The organism is Mesorhizobium sp. M7A.F.Ca.CA.001.08.2.1, assembly GCF_003998455.1.
GTDB classification, from domain to species: Bacteria; Pseudomonadota; Alphaproteobacteria; order Rhizobiales; family Rhizobiaceae; genus Mesorhizobium; species Mesorhizobium ciceri.
On sequence record NZ_RZPW01001232.1, the window covers coordinates 1 to 1,017 of the forward strand.

1 protein-coding gene and 1 pseudogene are annotated in these 1,017 nt (G+C 55.8%); both read right to left on the bottom strand.

Going from position 1 to position 1,017, the window contains the following annotated elements; all coding sequences use genetic code 11:
• Positions 1-794: Ku protein (locus EN914_RS36425; protein WP_127389736.1), on the bottom strand; the 794-nt coding region annotated here is incomplete at its 3' end.
• A 94-nt stretch (positions 795-888) separates the two neighbouring features.
• Positions 889-1,017, bottom strand: a pseudogene (locus tag EN914_RS39715) (ATP-dependent DNA ligase); the annotation flags it as partial.

Sequence of the window (1,017 nt, forward strand, 5' to 3'; positions counted from 1 at the left end):
CGGTCTTGGCCGATGCCTTCCTTGGCGAGGCTCTTTCGCAAAACCGAGGCCAGGTCGACCACGTTCTCCTGAGGCTTTGGCGCTGGTTTCGGCGGTTTTTTGCCCTTGCGCTTGGCGTCGATCATGGCAATCAACGCATCTTCATAGGTGTCCTCGAATTTCGAGGGATCAAACTTCGTCACCTTCTTGTCGATAAGGAGGCCCGCGATTTCGAGCAAATCCGAATCGTATTTTGGGCTTTTCACGTCATTAAAGACGGTGTCTTCCGATGTCATCTCATTGTGGGTGCGCAACTCGGTCAGCAGCATTCCTTTTTCAAGCGGCTGTATTAACACTTCGCGCCCGCGCTGATAGAGTACGACGCAGGATCGCGCCGCAACGCGCTTCTTGGCCATCGCATCGCGCAAAATGGCAAAGGCCTCCAGGGAAGCTCCGTCTGCCGGGATCAAGTAGTAGGGCTTTTCGAGATAGCGCGTGTCGATCTCGGCAACGGGAACAAAGGAATCGACGTCGAGTGTATGCTGCGACGTCAGTTTCAGTTTTTTGATCTCGTCCGGCTCGACTTGTATGAACTCGCCCTTGTCCGCCTCGTAGCCTTTGATCTGATCCGCGACTTCGACAACATCGCCGGTCCCTTCGTCGACATAGGCGCTCTTGACGGGCAAGCCGTTCTTGCGGTTCAGAATCTTGAAGTGGATCTTGGATGCCTCGCTTGTAGCACCAACTATCTTCACCCCGCACGACACGGAACCGACCCTCAGAAAACCCTTCCAGACCGCGCGCGGCGCCACCATGCCGTTTCTCCTAGACGTGCCGATGTCGGCACAACGTCAGCCACACGGTTCTGTTCCGCAATGTGGGCAGCACTCCTTGCCAGTAGCCCAAGAATTATTCCTCCCGGTAATCCAGCAGCTTCGCATGGCGAAGCTTCTCCTCGCCTTTCAGGAACCGCACGCGACCGACCAGACCAGGCTTAAGCCATTCGGCCTTTTCTTGCTTGAGACCGATAGGCACTGT